This window comes from Peptidiphaga gingivicola (assembly GCF_001652275.1).
GTDB classification, from domain to species: domain Bacteria; phylum Actinomycetota; class Actinomycetes; order Actinomycetales; family Actinomycetaceae; genus Peptidiphaga; species Peptidiphaga gingivicola.
In genome coordinates this window covers 75,937-97,144 of the sequence record NZ_LVZK01000002.1, presented here as the reverse complement: position 1 = coordinate 97,144, position 21,208 = coordinate 75,937, and the positions used below count along the sequence as shown (strand labels likewise).

Here is a 21,208-nt window from a genome sequence, read left to right as displayed (position 1 = left end):
AAGAGGGGCGCCGCGACTCGGAAGAAGCCCGATTCGCGGGCGTGCGAGGCGCCCTTGCCGCTCGACGAGAGGGACAACATGCGAAGGACCGCCGGCATTGCGCTTGCTGCGCTGGGGCTCATAGTGGCCGTGGTCGGTATTATCATCGGGGTCGTCGACAAGACCGAAAGCACGGCGACGGCCGTCGCCGAGGGAGGGTCGGCCCCCTACGTCTACACGGCGCCGGGAGTGCTCGAGTTGGGTGCGGAAACGGTCAAGGTCAAAGTGGCGGGATCCGGGAACGCCAGTGTGACGCTCGCCTTCGGCACCTCCGACGACGTCGAAAGCTGGGTAAAGGGGCTCCCCGCCACCAAGATCACCGGGCTGACGAACTGGAACACGCTGAAAACGGAAAAGGCCAAGGGCGGCAATGCGAAGGGCGCGCCGACCCTTGCGGACTCCGACATGTGGATCGAGAAGAAGACCGAGAAGGGGGCGGTCGAAGAGCAGTATCGAATCGACGAAAACAACGCCGGCTCGATCTCGCTCATCGCGACGAGCTCGGACGGCAAGGCTCCCACCGTGTCGCTCACCTGGGACCGCAACCTCAAGCCGTTCAACAACATACCGATCGTCGTCGTCGGCCTGCTCATGGCCCTCGTAGGGGCCGCCCTGCTGGCGCTTGACCACCAGGATCGCCTGCAAAAGGCCGAGCGGGAGGCCATTCGCGAACGCAAGCTCGCTCGCCGAGCAGCCCGCGCGAACGCAGAGACGACGGTTCTGAGCAAAGCTTCCGACGCCGAGCGGGACGAAGATCTCGAAAGCGGCAAACCGACCGTGCCCATGGCCCCGGTGGACGGAGGGCCCGGGCCGAATCCCTCGGCCGGCCGCGGGGCTTCGTCGGGTCCCGGGGTGGTCCCCGCTGTGGGCGCGCCGGCGGGGGCCGACGCCGATGCAACGCCGACCGAGGCGTTGGCCGCCCACGACGTGAGACAATCGAGGCGGCACGCTGCGCCTGACCGCTCGACGGCGGGCGGCCCCGCGGCCCCCGGCTCCGCGCCGGGCGGCTTGCCTCCGCGGGAGGCTCCCGTGCGCGAGGCGGCTCCGCATAGGGCGGCCCCGCCAAGTGCGCCGCGGCCCAGCGGCGGACAGGCGAGCGGCGCGCAGCCGCACGGCTTGCCCCAAGCCGACGCGGCGCCCGAGATCGCCCAGATCATGGGCGGCCAGACGATGCCTCCGCGCACGAGCGTTCCCGGCCTGGGGAGCGACACGCAGGAAATCGACCTCGGGGCGGTCGCCAAGGGCGGCTTCCCGACGCCGCCTGCCGGGCAGCCGCATGAGACTGCCCGAAACGAACAGGCGAACGCCACAGGGAGAACCCTCGGCGCGGGAATCATCGCCGGCAGCCCTCGCGCCGACGAACTGCGGGGCAGGGAGCTTTCTGCCGAAGACCGCATCGTCATCCCTGAAGCCCCCGGTGCGCAAAAGGGCGACGGAATGCCTCGGGGCGACGGAATGCCCGAGGCCGGCGCGCAAGCGGCCTCCGAGCCCGGCGCCCAGGCCGACGGGGACATGCGCGTGACGGACGCCTCGGTTGTGAGCGACGTCGGCGTCCGCGGCGCCGACGTGCCCAAGACCGCCTGGCGCGGCCGATGGGGATTCGCCCATTCGGAGGACGCTGAAAACCCCGTCGGCGGCAACGACAACGAGGAGGATGCACATGCTTAAGAAAGGAATGGGCCTCGCCCTGGCGGCCGCCCTGGCCGCGGGGGCCTTGGCCGGATGCGGGGAATCGGAGCCGCCCGTGCCCAAGCCGACGGCGGCCAAGTCGACCTCGCGTCCGGCCACGTCGGTCGAGAACTTCATGAAGGTCTCGAAGCGGGTTCTCGAGGCCGTCAACGCCACCGACAAGGATCAGAGCACGGACAAACTCGGAGCGACGACGACGGGCCCCATGACGGTCATCCGCCAGGCTCAGTACAACACGAAACGGCTCCTCGGGGACTCCTACAAATTCCCCGAGTTGGCCACCGAGGTCACGAAAAACCGGGTCGCGATCTCCAGCTCCAAGGGCTATCCGCGGCTGGCGATGACGGTCATGGATCCGTTGAAGGGGAACAACCTCCCGACGATGGACGTCTTCGCCCAGGGAAAGGCGCGCGAGAACTGGAAGCTGTGGGGAAGCCTGCGGCTTTTCCCCGGTGCGGAGTTCCCTTCCGTCGAGGGAGGAAAGACGGGCGCCGAAACAGTCGCCGCCGAGTCGGACAAGGGCCTTGCCGCCAGCCCGAAGAAGACGATCGAGGCATACGTCAACCTCAACAAGACCGGCAGCGATGCCCAGGGGCTGACCTTCTCGCAAGACGCCCTGCGCCAAGAGCTCAAGAAGACTGCGGACAAAAATGCGGCCGCGGTCAATGGAGCGGGCAAGTCGACGATGACCTTCGCCGTCGGCAACGAGGGGCCTGTGGCCATGCGCACGTCTGACGGCGGCGCCGTCGTCGTCGCGCAGCTGAACTACTTCACGACGATCTCCTCGGACTCCCAGCACACGGTGACCGTCGGCGACAAGGCGGGAAGCATCGCAAGCGGCAAAGCAGAGGGCAAAGTCACACTCGACGGGAAGACGCTGACCACCTCCAACACGCGTTTGGTGGCGTTCAGGGTTCCCGCCGCGAAGTCCAAAGACAAGACGATCAGCGTGATCGGATCGAGCGACGACGTCATGCTGGGCGCACAAGTTCAGTGAGGTAGAAATGTCTCAGCCATTGTCCATGTACGGTGCCATCGATCTCGCGGCCGCGGGCTCGGCCTCCGGAGCGACTTCCGCAGGCGGGGACGCGGTTCCCGGCCCCTTCTCGGTGGAAGCGACCGCAGCCAACCTTCAGAGCATTCTGGAGACTTCGGCCCGCGTGCCGGTCGTCGCCGTCTTCTCCGCCGCGCGCTCGGAGGAATCGACCGCGCTGGCCGCCCGCTTGGAGAGCCTCGCCGTCAAGTCCGCGGGAAGCTTCCAGCTGGCCAAGGTCGACGTCGATGCGGCGCCGGAAATCGTTCAGGCGTTCAGGGTCAGCCGCATTCCCGCGGCGGTGGCGTTGCTCCAGGGCCAGCCGCTTCCGCTGTTCGAGGGGGCGCCCGCCGAGGCCGAGCTGGGTCCCCTCATCGATCAGCTGCTCGCGGCGGCCGCGCAATACGGCATCACGGGAAGGCTCGACGGCGCGCAGGCGCCGGCCGAGCCGGCCCTCAGCGCGCATCACGCGGCGGGGCTCGCCGCCCTCGAGGCGCGTGATTTTGCCAAAGCGGAGGAAGAGTTCAGGCTCGCCCTCAAGGAGGAGCCCGGAAACGACGACCTTAAGCGGGGCCTGGCCCAAGCGCGTCTCATGCTCAGGGTCGGCGAGGTGAGCGAGCCGCTCGCCGCGATCGAATCGGCGAACGAGGCGCCGCAGGGGGACGTCGAAGCCCAGCTCGCGGCCGCCGACGTCGAAGTGGCCTACGGCCGGCCGGACGCCGCTTTCACGCGCCTCATCGCGGCGGTCCAGGCGACGGCGGGCGAGGAGCGCGAAAAGCTCAGGGAACGGCTGCTCGACCTCTTCCAGGCGGTCGGCGCCTCCGACCCCCTCGTTTCGCAGGCGAGAAAGGCTCTGGCGAGCGTCCTCTTCTAGGCTCTCTCAAACCACGCCGTGGCGTCTGCGGGGACGGATCCGTCGAGGGCTTCGTCGGTCGAGCAGAGAATCGGCCGCCATCCCTCGGGGATTCGGACCGGCTCGTCGAATGCCGTGATGACGAGGACCTCGCTGCGAGGCTCCCTTGAGGCCTCGTCGACTCCGCCTGAAACGCGGTTGCGCCCCTCTTCGAGGCCGGCGTGCCCTTCAAGGTCGACGCCCCCTTCGAGGCCGGCGTGCCCTTCGAGGCCGCGCTCGCGCCGGTCGTTGCGCGGCTCCTTATGGGCGGCGTCCCCTCCTTCCGTCGGAGCGGGCGTGTTGAGGGACGCAGCGGGCGTGTTGAGGAAAGCCAAGCCGCGGCTGTCCGCGGCGAGGTCGTCCGTGACGTCGACGAGCCCGCCGCAGCCGAGCCGCAGCTCGCGCCGCAGCGCGTACATCCGGCGAAAGAGGTTGAGGGGCGAGCGCGGGTCGGCCGATTCGCGGTCCACCGCGTACTCCTTCCACTCGGGCGGCTGGGGCAGCCAGGACTTCCCGTCGGGGGAGAAACCGAAGGCGGGCGAGTCGGCCTCCCACGGCAAGGGCACCCTGCATCCGTCGCGCCCCGTCTCCTCGCCCTTCGTGCGGAAGTAGGCCGGGTCTTCGCGCAGCTCGTCTGGAAGGGCCATGTGCTCGGGAAGGTTGAGCTCCTCGCCCTGCCAAATGTAGGCCGAGCCGGGCAGCGCCGACATGAGTGCGTGCGCGGCCAGTGCGCGCCTGTGCCCGACTTCGTCGGGGAGCGGGTCGCCCTCCTTGATGCCCTTCGGGTAGTTGCCGGCGTCGGGAAGCCCCAAGCGGGCGGTCGCTCGGATGACGTCGTGGTTGGACAGCACCCATGTGGCAGTCGCGCCGACGGCGTCCATGTTCCGCAGAGAATCGGCTATGACGGTTCTCATGCGGTCGGCGGTCCACGCCGAGGCGAGGAATTCGAAGTTGAAGGACTGGCTCATCTCGTCGGCGCGAACGTATTTCGCGATCGCCGAGGCGGGGGAGACCCACGCTTCGGCCACGAGCATCCGGTCCGGGCCGAATTCGTCGAGAACCTTCCGCCACTGCCTGTAGATGTCGTGCACGCCGTCGAGATTCCACATCGGCGCGGCCTCGTTCCTCTCCTTCGTCTTTTCTCCTTCGACAATCGCGGCCGTGCGCCCCCAATTCGGAAGGGCGGGGTCCTTGACGAGCCCGTGGGCGACGTCGACGCGAAAGCCGTCGACGCCGCGCCTCAGCCAAAACCTCAAAATGTCGCGAAATTCGGCCTGAACCTCCGGATTGGACCAGTTGAGGTCGGGCTGGGAGGAGTCGAAGAGGTGGAGGTACCAGGAGGCGTCGCTTTCCCACGGCGACCCGGGCGCGTCCTCCCGGTCGCATACCCGTGTCCACGCCCCTCCGCCGAAGACCGAGCGCCAGTTGTTGGGCGCCGGCCGGAACCAGTAGCGCTCGCGCTCGGGCGAGCCCGGTCCGGCCTCGAGGGCCTGCCTGAACCAGACGTGGCGGTCGCTCGTGTGGTTGGGCACGATGTCGAAGATTATGCGCAGCCCGAGCGAATGCGCGCGTGCGATGAGGGCGTCGACGTCGTCCATCGTGCCGAAGACGGGGTCGATGTCCCTGTAGTCCTCAACGTCGTATCCGGCGTCGCGCTGCGGGCTTCGATAAAAGGGGCTGAGCCAGACGGCGTCGACGCCGAGGCGCGCCAGGTGGTCCAATCGAGAGATCGCCCCGGGGATGTCGCCGATCGGCCCGCCCGAGGAGGCGAAAGAGCGCGGGTAGATCTGGTAGATGACGGCGTCTCGCCACCATAGGCCCGGCGCTGTGGGGGTGTGGAGAAGCATGGTTGTCACGTCCTGTGAGGCGCAGTCGATTCGCGGACGATGAGCTCGCCGTGGAACTCCATCGACGTCGGCGTCTCGCTGCTGGAGACAAGGGCCATGAGGGAGGAGACGGCGCCCTCGCAAATGGCCCTCACGGGCTGTCGGATAGTGGTCAGGGGAGGGGCGGAGAAGGCCATGAGCGGGGAGTCGTCGAAGCCGACGACGGAGACGTCCTCGGGCACCGAGAGCCCCTGGGAGGCGCATTGGCGAATCACGCCGAGCGCCATGATGTCGCTGCCGCAGACGATGGCTGTGCAGCCGTCGGCCAGAAGCGCTCGGGCGGCGCTCTGGCCGCCTTCGACCGTGTAGAGGGTGTGGACGACCGGAGCGGGCGCACCGGGCGCGAGGGCGTTCATGGCGCTCACGAAGCCCTTGACCTTCAATTGGGAGGGGATGAAACGCTCCGGCCCCATTGCCAGGCCGATCGCGGTGTGGCCGAGCGAGACGAGGTGGCGCACGCATTGCGTCACGGCGTCGACGGTGTCGGTGGAGAAATCCGCCGTCGCGATTTCCGGGTTGGGGCCGTTGACCGTGACGTACGGCAGGCCGATCTGCGTCAGACGCGCGTACCGGCCCACGGAGGCCATCGAGTCGGCGTGCAGGCCGGAGATGAAGACGATCCCCGCGACGTGCTGCTCTATGAGCAGTTCGACGTAGGAGTCCTCGGTGATGCCCCCTGCCGTCTGTGTGCACAGCAGGGGCGTGTAGCCGCGGGAGGACAGCGTGGTTTCGATGTTCTGCGCGAAGATCGGGAAGATCGGATTCGTCAGTTCCGGCACAATGAGGCCGATCCTGCCTCCCGGATGCTCTCGCAGCTTCTCTGGCCGTTCGTACCCGAGAAGGTCGAGCGCCGTCAGGACGGCCTGCCGAGTGGCGGGAGCGACGGTTTCTTTCCCGTTGAGAACGCGAGAAACCGTTGCGGTCGATACCCCCGCCTGCCGAGCCAGATCCGAAAGCCGGATGCGATCCGCCATGCTCACCCCCGGGGGCAACTCCGCCCCTCGTCTTGAGACGTCACGTCGACGTGCCGACGTCAATACGCCAAATCGATGTGCCGACGCCGATGCGCCGACGCCGTTCTGCTCGCCAGTTTACCGCCACATGTGGGGCCCTAGCATATCCGTGCGAAATTCCGCAGCTGACGGCGGCCGTCGTCAGCCGTTGGAAGCGTCCTTTCACCGTCGGAGGCGGCCGTTCGCGAGGCACGCTCAGAACACGCGGCGTATGCATTTGATCGTGTAATGAGTGTTTTTAATCTTTAAAAATTTCTTTTCATATTGCGAACATCAAAAATGGTAACTTTTATATAAAAGGACGTTCCTCATTCCGATCTTGCGTGATTTTGCGCCTTTACCGGTGCTGGCTGCGGCCAGTTGACCGACCGCAGCCAGCGCCTCGCGGCATAGCCGTGTTTGAAGGCGAGGCTTCCGCGCCGCCCACGGCTGACGTCGCGCCGTCGGCGAGTGACGCTTTCACCCCGTCGGAGCGCGACGCCGCACCGCCGCCGCCATGCCAGCGCCCTTGCCCCGGCGCCGGATTACGCTTTCGCGCTCTTCTTGGGCTCGTCCTCTTTTGCCGCGGGTTTCTTGTCGGACGCCTTCGAGCCCTTGGCCGTTTTGCTCGCCTTGGCCGCAGCCTTCTTCGCGGGCTTCTGGCCGGCCTTCGGGGTCAGGTAGATGACGCCGAAGGGCGGGAGTTCCAAGAGGGCGGAGTGGTCGCGGCCGTTCCAGCTGACCTCCTCGGCCTTGACCTCCCCGAAGTTGCCGACGCCGGAGCCGCCGTATTCGAGGCCGTCGGTGTTGAGAATCTCCTCCCACCCCCCGCCGGAAGGCAGGCCCACGCGATAATTGCCGTGCGGTATTCCAGCGAAGTTGCACACGACCACGACGACGTCTTCGTCGTCGGCGGAGCGGCGAAGATAGCTGATGACGTTGTGGTTGCCGTCGGATCCGTCGATCCATTCGAAGCCTTTGTAGGTGAAATCCTGGCTCCACAGAGCCGAATGCTCCTTGTAGACTTCGTTGAGGCGTTTGACGAGCGAGAGCACTCCGTCATGGGAAGGCTCCTCCGTGAGCCACCACTGGAGGCCGATCGCCTCGTTCCATTCGTCGGTCTGGGCGAATTCTTGGCCCATGAACAGCAGCTGCTTGCCGGGATGGGACCACTGGTAGGCGAGGAGCTCGCGGACGCCGGCCAGCTTCTGCCAATCGTCGCCCGGCATCTTCGCGTAGAGGGATCCCTTGCCGTGGACGACCTCGTCGTGGGAGAGCGGCAGGAGGAATTGCTCGGAGAAGGCGTAGACGAGGCTGAAGGTGATTTCGCCGTGGTGCCACGAGCGGTTGATCGGCTTTTCCTCGAGGTAGCGCAGGGTGTCGTTCATCCACCCCATGTTCCACTTGAGGCCGAAGCCGAGGCCGCCGTATTCGGTCATGCCCGTCACGCCCGGGAAGGACGTCGACTCTTCGGCCGCCATGATGATGCCCGGGACCGTCTTGTAGGCGGTGGCGTTGGCTTCCTGGATGAAGGAGATCGCTTCGAGGTTCTCTCGCCCGCCGAAGACGTTGGGCTGCCACTGTCCGGCCTCGCGAGAGTAGTCGAGGTAGAGCATGGAGGCGACGGCGTCGACCCTGATTCCGTCGATGTGGAACTCCTGGAGCCAGTACAGGGCGTTGGCCACCAGGAAGTTGCGAACCTCGGTGCGTCCGAAGTTGAAGACGAAGGTGCCCCAGTCAGGATGCTCGCCGCGCAGAGGGTTGGGGTCCTCGTACAGCGGGGTGCCGTCGAAGCGCGCAAGGGCCCACTCGTCCTTCGGGAAGTGGGCGGGGACCCAGTCGACGATGACGCCGATTCCGGCCTTGTGGAGCTCGTCGATGAGGTAGCGCAGGTCATCGGGGGTGCCATACCGCGCCGTCGGCGCGTAGTAGCCGGTCACCTGATAGCCCCAGGAGGGGGCGAAGGGGTGCTCCGCCAGGGGCATGAACTCAACGTGGGTGAAGCCGCAGTACTTGACGTGGCCGATGAGCTGTTCGGCGATCTCCCGGTAGGACAGCCCGGGCCGCCAGCTTCCCAGATGCACCTCGTAGACGGAGAGCGGGCCGGCGTGGGGGTCCTTCGAGGCGCGTTCGGCCATCCATTCGTCGTCGGTCCATTCATGGCGGGAATCCGTGACGAGGGAGGCGGTCGACGGCGGCACCTCCGTGCGCTGGGCCATTGGGTCGGCCTTTTGATGCCACGAAAGATCGTTGTACTGGATCTCGTACTTGTACCTCTGGCCCTCGAGCGCGCCGGGGATGAAGATCTCCCACACTCCCGACGAGCCGAGCGTGCGCATGGCGTGCAGGCTGCCGTCCCAACCGTTGAAGTCGCCGATGACTCGAACGGACTTGGCGTTGGGCGCCCACACCGCGAAGCTCACGCCGCTGACGTCGCCGAGTTCGCTGGGGAAGGTCTTCACGTGCGAGCCGAGCGCTTCCCACAGCCGCTCGTGGCGGCCCTCCGAGAACAGGTAGAGGTCGAGCTCTCCGACGGTCGGAAGGAACCTGTAGGGATCGTCGCCCCGGTCTTCGACGTCGCCGTAGACCGCGACGACCCGGTAGTCGGGGACTTCGGCCGTCTCTAGGACGGCCCGCCAGATTCCGTTGAACTCGTGCTCGGCCTCGGTGCGGCCCTCGGAGGTTTCTATGAATACGCGATCAGCGAGGCGGCGGAGGACGCGGATGGTTGTCCAGCCGTCTTCGACGTGGGCGCCCAGCACTTCGTGGGGGGCGTGGTACCAGCCGTTCGAGACCGCATTCAGGAGGTCCTCGTCGACGTGAACGTAGTTTGTTTCCTTCATGGCTTTACTCTCCATTAGGTGATTGCGACTTCACTGTGCCACAGATGAAGCGAGTTGGATTTGTCCGTCCATCAGACGGTTGAGCTTGGGGTTTGCGTTGACGGGGAAAGACGTTGATGTTCGATGGCCGGTGCGGCCTTCATCGTCAATCCGCGTCCGCGGCACGAGGGCAGCGGGCGCGGATGGCAACGAAAGACGACCATGCGGCGGACCTCGAAGCCGGGCTAAGAGGGACCCGCCGCTGATTCTGCTTCGGGCGACTCCTCTCTCTGTTCGGGGTCGATGTCCTGGCCTGCGTCCGCGCTTTGGCCGGCGTCGGCGCTCTGATCTGGGACGGCGTCTGCATTTTTCACGGAGGCAACGCTCTTCCCGGCGCCGGCGGGCTCGGCGATCGACTCGGGATTGACCCGGAGGATCGCGGCAACTCCGCCGAGCGGGATACCCAGCCAATCCGGGCGCTGAGCGGCCTCATAGGCCAATTCATAGAGGGCCTTGTCGAGAACGAGCACGTCCAACAGGAGCTTCTCGGCTTCGCTGAGCTCCCCGTATCCACGCAGGAAGGCTGCGACCGCGGCCTTCTCCCAGGCTGCGATCTGCTCGGCCTCGCGCTCTTCGACGTCGCTCGGATCGGGGCGGTCATGGGCGTAGGCGAGGCGGTTGAGGGTCATGCCCGCCGCGTAGCCAAAGCTTCGGACCATTCCGGCGACGTCGCGAACGGCCAGGTCGGGCTTGGTCCTCTCTGAGAGCGGCCGGAGCGGCTCGCCTTCGAAATCGAGGGCCGCCCATCCTCGGCCGGGCACGTCAAGGACCTGGCCCAGGTGGTAGTCGCCGTGAATCCTCTGCAGGGGCGGCCACGCGACGTCTTCCGTCGCCGCATATAGGGCGTCGATCCGTTTGCGATAAGGGGCCAGCCCCGGCACGAGGGCCACGGCCTCGTCGGCCCGTTTGGACCACGCCCGCCTGAGCCGTGCCCGGCTGGCGGCGTCGGCCTCGGACGTTCCGCAGCGGGCGGCGAGCTCCTCGTGAATCTTCCGCGTGAGGGCGCCCAGGCGCTCAATGGAGTCGCGTTCCTCGGGAGTCTGGACAGGTTTGTCGGGATCGAATTGGCTGCCGTCGGCCCCCGGCACCTGCGCGGTCACCGTGCGCCACGCGTCCTGCGAGCCGGCCAGGAACTCCTGCGCCACGAGGATGTCCGCGACCTGCCCCGTCCACGCCATGCGGGCGTTGCCGAGCAGGCGCGGCACCGTGCCGCTGTCGGAGAGGACTCCCGTGAGGAACACGTCCGGGTTTTCTCCCGGGCTGAGCACCCGGAAGACCTTGACTATCGCCCGCGTGGAGTCCGCAAGCTCGTAGATCACGGAGGTGTTGGACTGCTCGCCGGTCAGCTTGTGCGCGCTGACAGCCGCCGCGCCCGCCGCGCGGGGCTCCGAGGCTAGCCGGGCGCCGGATTCGCCGACGACGGACGTCGCTTCGACGCGCTCGCTCGCCGTCGCCAGAGCGAGCAAGGCCCGCTGCCCGGCGGTGTGCTCGGCGGCGTCGACCGGCCCGTCCTCCGTGACCACGACGGGGACGTTGTACTCCCTGCCGTCGGCGGAGACGGCGAGCCAGAAGACCTTTTCGTCCCAGGGGCCGCCGAGCGCGAACGCACGGTCGATCTTCGGCTTTCCACCCCCGAACCATCGCATTCCGCCGAGCCATGTCAGAAGGTCGGATGCTTCGAAGCCAAGCAGTTTCGCTTCGCTCATAGTGTTGCCCTCCATCAGATTGCTTTGACTGAGAGAATGTGTGCGCACTGTCCGCGCGGGTCGAGGCTGACGTACGGGCTCTCGTTCCACAGGAACGTCTGCCCGGACAGCTCGTCGGTGACCCGCAGAATCGGGCCGGCATCCCACCTCGGATTCACGCCGAAAGGCGTCAGGTCGAGGTAGACGAGGGCGTCGCGGGTCGCGTACGGGTCGAGGTTGAGGACCACGATGACGGCGTCGAACTTTCCGTTGGGGGTCTCCTCCGGGCGGGCGAAGCGCGTGAAAGAAAGGATCTTCTCATTCGACGTCGGGTTGATGACGAGCCCGCGCAGACGCTGAAGCGCCGGATGGTCCCTGCGAATCCGATTGAGGTTGCCGAGTAGGTGGGGGATGCCGTTGTCCTCGCCCGGCGTGTAGTCGCGGGCCTTGAACTCGTACTTTTCGTTGTTGATCTGCTCTTCGGCGCCAGGGCGCGCCACATTCTCGACGAGCTCATAGCCCGAATAGATGCCCCACGTGGGAGCGCCGGTCGCCGCCAGCACGGCGCGAATGGAGAAGGCCGCGAGGCCGCCGCGCTGCATGTAGGGCGTGAGAATGTCATGGGTCGTGGGCCAGAAGGCCGGGCGCATGCGATCGTCGGAGATTCGAGCAAGCTCCCACAGGTAGTCTTCGATCTCCTTCTTTTCGTTGCGCCAGGTGAAGTACGTGTAACTCTGATGGAAGCCGACGGCGCCCAGCCCCCGCACCATCGGCGGCTGCGTGAACGCCTCGGCCAGGAAGATCACCTCGGGATGGCTCTCCCTGAAGTCTGCAAGCAACCGCTCCCAGAAGTTCACCGGCTTCGTATGCGGGTTGTCCACACGGAAGATCGTCACCCCGTGCTCCACCCACAGTTCCAGAATTCTCTTGATCTCCCGATAGATTCCCTCCGGGTCGTTGTCGAAGTTGAGGGGGTAGATGTCTTGATACTTCTTCGGAGGGTTCTCTGCGTAGGCGATCGTTCCGTCGGCCCTCGTCGTGAACCACTCCGGATGCTCGGTCAGCCACGGGTGGTCGGGCGAACACTGGAGGGCGACGTCCAAAGCCACCTCCATCCCGCGTTTTTTTGCCTCGCCGACGAGGAAGTCGAAGTCTTCGAATGTCCCAAGGTCGGGGTGGATGGCGTCGTGCCCGCCCTCGTGCGAGCCGATGGCATAGGGGCTTCCCGGGTCGCCCGGCTCGGCCGTCAGCGTGTTGTTGCGGCCCTTTCTGTTCGTCGAACCGATTGGATGGACGGGCGTGAGGTACAGGACGTCGAAGCCCATGCCGGCGATGCGGTCAAGGTCGCCCGCGGCAGTGCGCAGCGTTCCCGAATGCCAGCCGTCGCCGTCCTTGTATGCCCCGATCGAGCGCGGGAAGATCTCGTACCAGGAACCTACGAGCGCCCGGATGCGGTCGACGTTCACGGGCAGCGCCGCGCTTTCCGTTTCAAGGTCGCGCAGGGGGGCCTCCTCGAAGGCCGCCCGCACCTCGGGCGACGTCGCGGCGGCGAAGCGGTCGTCTGCCGAGGCCCCGTCGTTCGCGGCGGCAGCGGCGGCGGCCTCGAAGACCCGTCTGGCTTCGGAGCCTTCGGGGGCGCCCTCGGCAGCACGCCTGAAAAGCGCGACGGCTTCGAGGAAGACGAGTTCGACGTCGACTTCGGCCTCCAACTTCACCTCGGCGTTGTGGAGCCACGTCGCGTAAGGGTCGGACCACGCGCGCACGCGAAAGGACCACGAGCCCGGGTATCCGGGAGTGAGCCACCCTTCGTATCTGCCGAGCCCGGGAAGGACGAGGACCATGGGGGAGGTTTGGACGACCTGGCCGGAGGGGTCGATCAGCTCCGCCTGGGCCGCGAACTTGTCGTGGCCCTCGCGGAAAACGGTTGCTTGGACGGGGAAAGACTCGCCTTCTGTGCCTTTGGCGGCCAGGCGTCCGCCTTCGACCTGGGGCGTGACCTCCATGATCGGTATTCGGCCGATTGCAGGGGCAAAGGCCGAGGACGACGCCGCCTCCGCAGGCGCTGACGCGCTGTCCGGGGCGGCTGGGACTTCATGCGCTCGCGGCGCGGACTGCTTCTTCGGAGTGCTCACAGTTCACAGCCTAAAGGGTGCGCGTTGTTATTGCACGGAGCGCTCGAAGAGTGGACCGGAAGAGTCCGCAACGTGGGACTGGCAAACGCCCTCGCAGGCCCCGGAAGCAACCGTCCCGGTTGGGGAATGGTGCTCCTTTCCCCGGAGCGAAGTGAAACATTAGGATGTTTCCTGACGGCTTGAGGCGGCCGGAAGTTGCCTGAAAGTCGTCCGGCGGCGGTGTGAGGCATCAGGCGGTCGCTCGGAATCGTTCGGCGATTGCGCGGGATCGTCGGCCTTGGCCCATGCATTCGAGACGGGGGTTTCCATGAAGTATGACGTGTTTGTGTCGTATCGGCATGTGCGTCCGGATGCGGATGTGGCGAGGGCTGTTGCGCGGTTGGTGGAGGGGTATGTGGTTGCGGGGTCTGTTGGGGGTGTGGTGAAGAGGCGGGGGTTTCGTGTGTTTCGTGATGTGGAGGAGTTGGCGTCGGGTGAGTTGGGTGTGTTGATTGAGTCGGCGTTGGCTGAGTCGGAGTTTTTGGTGGTGGTGTGTTCGCCGCGGACGGCGGGGTCGGTGTGGTGTATGCGTGAGGTGGAGTTTTTTTCGCGGGTGCGGGGTGTGGATCATGTGTTGGCTGTTGTGGTGGAGGGTGATCCTGGTGTGGTTGTGGGGGATGTTGTGGGTGGGGATGTGTTGGCTGTGGATGTGCGTGCGGGTGCGGTGAGGTCGGAGGGGTTTGGTGGGTTTGAGGGGTGTGGGTCGGGTGTGGTGGATCGGTTGGTGCGTCAGTCGGTGGGTGTGTTGCGTCGGGATGGGATTGATCGGTTGATGGCTGGTGTTGTGGGGGTGTCGTTGGGTGATTTGCGGCAGCGTCAGCGTGAGCGTCGGATGCGCCGAATCACCGCAGCAACAGCCGCCGCGGCGCTTGTCATGGGCGGCATCGGCGTGTCAGTCACCGGCCTGTGGCTGCGGGCAAGGAGCGCCGAACGCGCGGCCCACGAGGAGAGCGCGACGGTGACGATGAGGATGGCGTCGGATACCATCGCCTCGGGCGACCGGATCCGAGGGCTTCTGTACGCGAAGGAGGCTTGGAAGAAAGCCGACCCCGGCAGCCCCTCGTACGACGCTTTGAGGACCAAGTACTATGAGAATCTTGCCGAAGGCGCCGTCTACCCGCCGATGACGGTCCTTTCGAAAATCGATACCGGCGCCCTGGGCGACAAGGCCGGCATGTTGGTCGTTCCCGGAAGCGGCGATTTGTTCCTCACTGCGGGCGAAGGCGCCCGCGTGACGATGTGGAACGCGTCCACCGGCAGACGCGTCAAAACGATCGACGTCGCAGAGAAGCCTTTGTACTTGGAAAAGACGGACTCGCACGGCGGCTTCTTGGTCATGACGAAGGATGGGAAGGCGAGCGTCTTCGACGCCGGGGGCAAGCGCCTGAGCCATTTCAAGGTGAAGCTCGGCGCGTCGTCGTCCATGCGGGCAAGCGTGGTGCGCGGCCGCCTTTATTTGCCCTACAAGGACGGCGGAAACGTGCATATCGCGGCGTACGACATAAACAAGGGCACGGCGCTCTTCGACAAAGAGTTCCCCGGATTCGAGAGCTACGACGTTCAGTCGGACGGCAAGGAGTTCGCCGTCTCCTATGAAGAAGGCGGAGCGTTTCGCTACGACTCGACGGGCAACGAGAAAGAGGCTGTCGTCTCGCGTGAAGAGGACGCTGCGCACCGAGCGGAGGAACGGAAGCGCAGCCCGAACGTCAACGGTATGGTGAGTTATGCGTTTGGTGCGAAAAAGTTGCTCTACTACTCCGCGACGCATCTCTACAGGGTGGACACCGGCACCGGAGAGCGTTTGATCCGTCACAAGGATTCCTTTCCGACCAGAGTGACGTCTTTGTCCCTGTCCGAGGACGGTCGATGGGCCTATCTCATCGGCGGAGGGAGCTCTCTCTCCTCAAATCGGATAGACCTGTCCGACGAGTACGCGCGCTCCGTGAGCTTGCTCCTCCCCAATCAGACAAGGGGCAAGAGGGAAGGCCAAATCGAAGACGGCGTCTTGCTTTCTGCTCAGTCGCTCTTCATCGGCGTCAATTCGGACAACTCCCTGGCCGCATGGGACCCCCGTTCCAACGGGGTCCTTTCCATCCGCGCGATCGGCAAGACGGACGACCTCGGAGCGCAGATCGTGCAGGTCAGGATGACGAAAGACGCCTCGAGGCTTCTCTCTCTCGGCCAGGACGGCACGGTCAGCGTCGTCGACGTGCGTGGGACCGACCGATCGTATGAGGGGAACTCTCAACTGCTCGCGCGCTCCAACGACAGGAGGCAGATTTATGCATACGACGGCGTGACCGGCTTCGTCCACGAGGCGGGGACGAAGAAGGGCTCGCCTGCCGCGCCCCCGTACAGCCTGAGCAGGGTCGCCGTGAGCAACGGCGGGAAAGTCGCCTGGGTGTCCCGGGAAAACGCCGACCGGCTGATCGTCTCCCATGGCCGCAAGGCTCTGTATTCTCCTGAAGAAAAGGTCGGCACTGAGTACACGGGCGATCGCCCGTTGGTTGTGTTCGGCAGGCGCGACGACGTCGTCTATGTGACTGCGAAGGGAAAAGTGGTCCGCTATGACGCCTCCGGCAAACGCGAAACCTACCTCGATTTTGGGGGCGAGGTCCTCTCCCTCAGGGCGAGTGCGGACGGCAGCCTTTTGGCCGTCACGCGTTCGAACCAGCCCGCGAACGCCGAAGCGAGCTGGCAGGTCTTCAAGGTCGACGGAGGCAGGCCTGTGGCAATGGGGTCCGGCGAAATGCTCAGCGTCGTCGGAAGCGCGGGAAAGCTCGAATCGACGCTGTCCGTCGGCGGAGGCAGAATCGTTCGCCGGGACAGCCGCGGAGAGGAGCTCTCGAACGTCGCGCTTCCCTCCGGCGCCCGCTCAGACGGCGAGGTTCTTTTCGAAGGGTCGGAAGACGGCACGGAGGTCGTCGTGCCGTCTTCCGAAAGCTCGTACTTCGTCATCGACGCCCAGACGGGAAAGGTGCTCAGAAGGATATCGACGGACGCGCGGTACCCTAAAGCGTTCATTTCGGGACGGTATATCGTGTACAGCGTTCTGGGCACCGATTTGCGGGACGGTTTCAAGGAGACGCAGATGCGTTCTCTTGCCCAGCTTGAGAAAACGGCCGACAAGGTGCTCGGCGGGCGGCGGCTCTCCGAAGAGGACAAGGAGGAAATACGGTGAAGTATGACGTGTTTGTGTCGTATCGGCATGTGCGTCCGGATGCGGATGTGGCGAGGGCTGTTGCGCGGTTGGTGGAGGGGTATGTGGTTGCGGGGTCTGTTGGGGGTGTGGTGAAGAGGCGGGGGTTTCGTGTGTTTCGTGATGTGGAGGAGTTGGCGTCGGGTGAGTTGGGTGTGTTGATTGAGTCGGCGTTGGCTGAGTCGGAGTTTTTGGTGGTGGTGTGTTCGCCGCGGACGGCGGGGTCGGTGTGGTGTATGCGTGAGGTGGAGTTTTTTTCGCGGGTGCGGGGTGTGGATCATGTGTTGGCTGTTGTGGTGGAGGGTGATCCTGGTGTGGTTGTGGGGGATGTTGTGGGTGGGGATGTGTTGGCTGTGGATGTGCGTGCGGGTGCGGTGAGGTCGGAGGGGTTTGGTGGGTTTGAGGGGTGTGGGTCGGGTGTGGTGGATCGGTTGGTGCGTCAGTCGGTGGGTGTGTTGCGTCGGGATGGGATTGATCGGTTGATGGCTGGTGTTGTGGGGGTGTCGTTGGGTGATTTGCGGCAGCGTCAGCGTGAGCGTCGGATGCGCCGAATCACCGCAGCAACAGCCGCCGCCACGCTGGTGACCGGTCTGTTCGCCGCCACCAGCGCAGGGCTGTGGATCAAGGCGCGCCGCGACAGCGACGTGGCGAACCGGCGAAGCGTGGAAACCCTTATGGACCTTGCGGACACGACGATCGCCGGAGGCGACAGGGAGCTCGGCCTTCTCTACAGCAATCTTGCTCTGTCCAGGGCGAAACAGTCCTGGGACTCCTACGCCGGGCTGCGAGGAAGGCACTACGTCAACGTCAACGGTGCGACGTCGCAGGGCCCGCTGGCGCCGCTGACGAGGATCAAGACGGATTCAGGCGTTGCGAGTTTCGGGATCGGATCCAACGGCACGATCGTCACGGCGGGCAAGAGCGCGAATCTCAGCGTGTGGAGCAGCGAGAACGGCAAGCGTCTGCGCTCGGTCACCCTTTCGGAGAAGCCCATCGACGTCGGCGCGTCGACCGACGGGACGCGTTTCTACGGCATCGACCGCCGAGGGCGGCTGACGGTCACTCCCGCAGACGGGGGCCCTGCCAGAACCGTTCGAATCGCGGATGCGCGGGCCATACTCGGCACTGTTCTCGCCGGCGATCGTCTCTTCGTGGCCCACGACCCGGCAAAAGGCAGCTCCCGCGTCCGCGGCTACGACGTAAAAACGGGGGCGCAGATCTTCGACGTCGATTTTTCCAACAGGCCGTTCGCCCACTTCGACTGCGCCCCGGACGGCTCGGAATTCGCCGTTGCGTTCAAAGGAGGCGGCGCCGAGAGGTACGACGGCGCCACCGGCGCCCTTCGCCAATCGATTGTCGATTCCGCCCAGGACGCCGCCGCGCTGGCCGATTCTCACACGGAAGGCGGATCCTTGGACTATTCGAGGTCGGGAAACAAGCTTGTTTATTTCTCCGCGGCGACGATGTATGTGGTTTCCCTGCCGTCGGGATCCGTCGCCTCTCATTCCTTCGAAAAACGTTACGGTGGAGGAATGGCCAAGATTTCGAGAGACGGCACGTTCGTCATCGACCCCGCCACGAGGAGGAAGATCGACGCCGCGACGGGCAGAGAACTCTCCTCTTACGCGCTGATGGAAGGCGACGCTCGAAGCCTGGCGTGGCTTTCCCCGCGCGACGACGCATTCATCGTCGGCACGAACGGCAGGGAGCTCATGCTGTGGGACGATTTGTCCGACGCCGCCTCGGACGACGCCTTTAAATTGCCGGTCGCGAAGAGGGCCTATACCGGATCGCCCATCGAGTACGGGAGGTTCACCCAGAACGGGAAGCGATTCGTCACGGCAAGCTCCGACGGCAACCTGACGGTCTACGACGTCGCGGCCCCCGACGGAGGAGTCCAAACCTCGGGCTCCGTCGTCGTCCGTTCCAACAACCGCAATTTCCTCTACAGCCGCGGCAGGAACGGAGGGGTGATCGTCGATGCGCGCAAGAAAAGGGGGAAAGCCACTCTGACGGAGATTCAGAGTTCCAGCGACTCAGCTGTGAGCAACGACGGAAAGGCGCTCGCATTCATGTCGCAGGCGCATGCGGAAGGGGTGAGCGTCCTTTCTGACTCCGGCAAAACCGAGTACAGGACTCCCGAGAGCATGCCCTTGGGAGTTTCGGAAACCTCGATCGTCTTCGGCCCGTCTCACGACGTCGTATACGTGACGGTCAAAGGGGAGGTCGTCCATTACGGCGCGAGCGGAAAACTTGGCTCCTACGGATCGAAAAAGGACGGCGACGTCGCCTCGCTCCGGGCGAGCGCCGACGGATCGGTTCTCGTCGTCAATCGGGAAGGGGGAAAGTGGCAGGCCCACAATGTCAAGACGGGCAAGCTCCTCAAACGAGGGACAGGGGCGGTCTATGACGTTTCCGGGAAGAACGGCGCCTTCGAATCCGCGACGCTGCTGGCGGGGAACTCGATCAGCGCCGTCGACGCGTCGGGCGAGGTCAAGCGGAAGGTCGAGATGCCGAGGGAAATCGGCCGCCACGTTCGCTCGGGGCAAGTGCTTGACGCAAACGAAAACAAGTTCCTCATCCGGACGCAGAAGCAAATCGTCGTCTTTGACCTCACCGTCGGCCAGGTGGTTCAGCGGCTTAGAGCGCCGGCGGCCAATGCGCGGGCTCTGCTGGTCTCCGACGGCATCGCCTACGACGTCGACGACGCCCAATCCGGGAGCTTTCGCCTCGTCAAAGACGTGAAGCTAGCCGATGCGGAAGCGGCCGCAAAGAAGATGGTGGGGGACAGAAAGCTCACGGAGGCTGAGAAAGAAGTGATCGGCCAGTGAGCTCCCGCGAGGGCGTCGCCCCCCGAAAGTCGATTGCCCGCTCTCCCTACTTCATGACTTTTGCCGCGGTGGCCTTCCTTGCTGCGCTCATAGCCGGATTGCAGGTCGAGTGGGGGAAGAACGGAAACTCGTGGACCGACGCCTCGATGACGGTGTACGCCGTCATGAAGCTCTTCCTTTTCGACTCCGTGCTTGAGGGGGACCCCGGGCCTCCCGTCTACGAGGTTGCCAGATGGCTCGCGCCCATGACCACGGCGGCCGGCGTTCTCGCCGTCTTCGAGGTATTCGCGGTGGACCTGCGTCTGCGGCTCCACCCGGTGTCCGGCAACCACGTGGTGGTGCTCGGGTGCGGCGAGCGGTCGCGGGCGATCATGCATGAGATTCTCGGCTGGAAGGAGGCCAGCGGCGTCGTTTGCGTCGTCCCGGACACGACGCCGCTCGACGACGTCCGCTCCTTAAAATCCGCCGGAATCCAGGTGGTCGCCGTCGATTACGACGCCAACGACACGGCCGAGGAGGCCAGGGCGATCGCCAGAATCCACTTGGAGTCGGCCCGCGGGATCATCTCCATGGAGCCGGAGCCGGCCACCTTCGGCCACGTTCGCTGGCTCGCGGCGAGGGCGCCGAAGGGCGTGGGGGCGACGGTCCACGTCAACTCGGAAAGCCGCCGCCTGCGCGAGATCGTCGAACGGGACATGGACAATTTCCCCGATTTCGACATGCACTACTTTTCCCTCTCGGAGCTGGCTTCCTATCAGCTTCTCGGGTCGGGCGAGTTTTCGATCCTGCCGTCGGCCCTGGACGCCTCGCGCAGGTTTATGGCCGGCGACCCCGCCCCGTGGAACGAGGAGCCCGGCCGCATCCTCCCATACGGCGGGTTGACTTTCGAACAGATCGACGCGGCCGTGGCCGAGCCGCACGTGCTCGTCGTCGGCATGGGGCAGGTGGGCGGCGAGCTTCTGGCCATGCTGGCGAATCTGGGGATCACCAGCCCGAACAGGCCTCTGCGGGTGACGGTGGCGGGGCGCGGGGTGGGCGAGCAGATCGACGACGTCTTCGCGCAGGTCGAGGATCTGTCGAAAGTCATCGATCTGACCGTCCTCGACGTCAACCCCGAGGGCCGCGCCATGCGCGACGCTCTGGCGGGCATCTCCGCCGAGCGTCCCTTCAGCGCGGCCGTCTACGCCCTGGAAGACTCCAGGGGATCACTCCTGTCCGCCGATTTCATGATGCCCGTGCTCGCGGGGATCAACACCGCCGTGTGGTGCCCGCATCGCGCCGACGTCGATCCCATTCTCAATGCGATGCCCGAAGGCTCGCGGATCCGCCTGTTCGGCTTGGACTCGGAGGTGCTCAATCCCGGGGCAATCCTCGCCGAGCGCTACCTGGAGCAGGCGCGGCATTTCAACCTCGTCTACGCTCAGACGGACGCCCGCATTTCCGGCGGGCTTCCGCCGATCAACGCGCAAGAGGCGTGGACGGGGCTGAGCACGGTCAAGAAGGAGTCAAGCTTCGCGCAGGCCCTGCATCGCCACGTCAAAGGCGCCGTGCTCGACGCGACGGCCCGGGCTTTCGCAGGAGTCAACGGCTTTCAGCTCATCAACCACTGGGAGCGGGTCTTGGAGGGACTGACGGCGGCTGAGCAGGCCGACGCCATCGCCGCCGATCCGTTGCTGAGCTACATGTCGGCCCTGGAGCACCGCCGGTGGGCGACCTTCTATTACCTGCGCGGCTTCACCTGGGGCGAGACCAAGGACGAGGTCGGCAGAACCCACGATTGCCTCGTCGACGATTGGGACGCCTTCATCGCGGGCCCGCGCCGCGAGACTATCGCATACGACGCCTTTGCGAGCTTGATCCTCGACGGCCCTGAATGATCGCGAGCTCGGCTCATGGCCGGGTTGGACGG

General features: G+C 65.5%; 11 protein-coding genes and 2 pseudogenes. 8 read left to right on the top strand and 5 right to left on the bottom strand.

Going from position 1 to position 21,208, the window contains the following annotated elements:
• Nucleotides 1-78: 78 nt before the first annotated feature.
• From A4H34_RS08220 to A4H34_RS08210, 3 genes are read left to right on the top strand one after another with little or no spacing between them, the layout of a single operon-like run.
• Nucleotides 79-1,707, top strand: a complete 1,629-nt coding sequence (locus A4H34_RS08220; RefSeq protein ID WP_156510300.1) for a hypothetical protein — start codon at nucleotides 79-81, stop codon at nucleotides 1,705-1,707.
• Nucleotides 1,700-2,725: a hypothetical protein gene (locus tag A4H34_RS08215; RefSeq protein ID WP_064231780.1), complete on the top strand. Its 1,026-nt coding sequence runs from the start codon at nucleotides 1,700-1,702 to the stop codon at nucleotides 2,723-2,725. Before A4H34_RS08220 ends, A4H34_RS08215 begins: the two co-directional genes overlap by 8 nt.
• Nucleotides 2,726-2,750: 25 nt before the next feature.
• Nucleotides 2,751-3,635: a tetratricopeptide repeat protein gene (locus A4H34_RS08210; protein ID WP_197480463.1), complete on the top strand. Its 885-nt coding sequence runs from the start codon at nucleotides 2,751-2,753 to the stop codon at nucleotides 3,633-3,635.
• On the opposite strand, the gene A4H34_RS08205 is transcribed toward A4H34_RS08210, so the two are convergent.
• From A4H34_RS08205 to A4H34_RS08185, 5 genes are all read right to left on the bottom strand, one after another.
• Nucleotides 3,632-5,500 carry a glycoside hydrolase family 13 protein gene (locus tag A4H34_RS08205; RefSeq protein WP_064231778.1) on the bottom strand — a complete coding sequence of 623 codons (1,869 nt, stop codon included), beginning with the start codon at nucleotides 5,498-5,500 and terminating at the stop codon, nucleotides 3,632-3,634. The genes A4H34_RS08210 and A4H34_RS08205 overlap by 4 nt on opposite strands.
• Before the next feature lie 5 nt (nucleotides 5,501-5,505).
• Complete coding sequence (locus A4H34_RS08200) at nucleotides 5,506-6,513, bottom strand: LacI family DNA-binding transcriptional regulator (protein ID WP_009200129.1); 1,008 nt, start codon at nucleotides 6,511-6,513, stop codon at nucleotides 5,506-5,508.
• A gap of 563 nt (nucleotides 6,514-7,076) precedes the next feature.
• The gene (gene glgB, locus A4H34_RS08195) at nucleotides 7,077-9,374 is read right to left on the bottom strand and encodes a 1,4-alpha-glucan branching protein GlgB (RefSeq protein ID WP_231871009.1); all 2,298 of its coding nucleotides are present in this window, start codon (nucleotides 9,372-9,374) and stop codon (nucleotides 7,077-7,079) included.
• 224 nt (nucleotides 9,375-9,598) lie between these two features.
• Nucleotides 9,599-11,119 carry a phosphotransferase gene (locus A4H34_RS08190; protein ID WP_064231776.1) on the bottom strand — a complete coding sequence of 507 codons (1,521 nt, stop codon included), beginning with the start codon at nucleotides 11,117-11,119 and terminating at the stop codon, nucleotides 9,599-9,601.
• A gap of 14 nt (nucleotides 11,120-11,133) precedes the next feature.
• The gene (locus tag A4H34_RS08185) at nucleotides 11,134-13,230 is read right to left on the bottom strand and encodes an alpha-1,4-glucan--maltose-1-phosphate maltosyltransferase (RefSeq protein WP_407946323.1); all 2,097 of its coding nucleotides are present in this window, start codon (nucleotides 13,228-13,230) and stop codon (nucleotides 11,134-11,136) included.
• 307 nt (nucleotides 13,231-13,537) lie between these two features.
• Between A4H34_RS08185 and A4H34_RS11585 the strand changes: the two are divergent.
• From A4H34_RS11585 to A4H34_RS08170, 5 genes and pseudogenes are all read left to right on the top strand, one after another.
• A pseudogene (locus tag A4H34_RS11585) lies at nucleotides 13,538-13,915 on the top strand (toll/interleukin-1 receptor domain-containing protein); the annotation flags it as partial.
• Between the two features lie 126 nt (nucleotides 13,916-14,041).
• Nucleotides 14,042-16,450, top strand: a complete 2,409-nt coding sequence (locus A4H34_RS08180; RefSeq protein ID WP_331711616.1) for a WD40 repeat domain-containing protein — start codon at nucleotides 14,042-14,044, stop codon at nucleotides 16,448-16,450.
• Nucleotides 16,447-16,824, top strand: a pseudogene (locus tag A4H34_RS11580) (toll/interleukin-1 receptor domain-containing protein); the annotation flags it as partial. The gene A4H34_RS08180 and the pseudogene A4H34_RS11580, both read left to right, overlap by 4 nt.
• 126 nt (nucleotides 16,825-16,950) lie before the next feature.
• Complete coding sequence (locus tag A4H34_RS08175; RefSeq protein ID WP_331711615.1) at nucleotides 16,951-19,299, top strand: WD40 repeat domain-containing protein; 2,349 nt, start codon at nucleotides 16,951-16,953, stop codon at nucleotides 19,297-19,299.
• Nucleotides 19,296-21,176, top strand: coding sequence for a hypothetical protein (locus tag A4H34_RS08170; protein ID WP_009200137.1), 1,881 nt, complete (start codon nucleotides 19,296-19,298; stop codon nucleotides 21,174-21,176). The genes A4H34_RS08175 and A4H34_RS08170 overlap by 4 nt, the downstream gene beginning before the upstream one ends.
• The last annotated feature ends 32 nt before the right edge of the window (nucleotides 21,177-21,208 follow it).